Here is a 248-nt window from a genome sequence, read left to right as displayed (position 1 = left end):
AATCGCATTGACTCAACGGAGAAAATGATTGAAGAGCAAGTTCTTAAACTTCTAATAGATCTAGATGCAAAATGCGATGACATAAATGTTTATAAAAAATTTGTTTGGCAAATGGCCGTCCTTTGTAAATCAAAAAACATTATCCAAATATGCGATGAATACAAACGTGTGACTAAATTAAGATCAATCGTAGCTTAACGCATTTATTTCTTTTTTTTGCCTTCAAGTTCTTTCTTAAGGTCTTCTAA

Annotated in this window: 1 protein-coding gene; it reads left to right on the top strand. The window is 31.0% G+C overall.

The genetic code is table 11. The features are described from left to right. Positions 1 to 198 (top strand): hypothetical protein (locus tag N8M09_RS11040; RefSeq protein WP_261065231.1); only part of this gene is annotated, 198 nt, incomplete at its 5' end. Positions 199 to 248: the final 50 nt, after the last annotated feature.

Origin of the sequence: Streptococcus mitis (assembly GCF_946190375.1) — a bacterium.
Taxonomy (GTDB): domain Bacteria; phylum Bacillota; class Bacilli; order Lactobacillales; family Streptococcaceae; genus Streptococcus; species Streptococcus mitis_CJ.
Note: the sequence above shows the minus strand (reverse complement) of the source record. Positions and strands in the feature narration are given on the sequence as shown.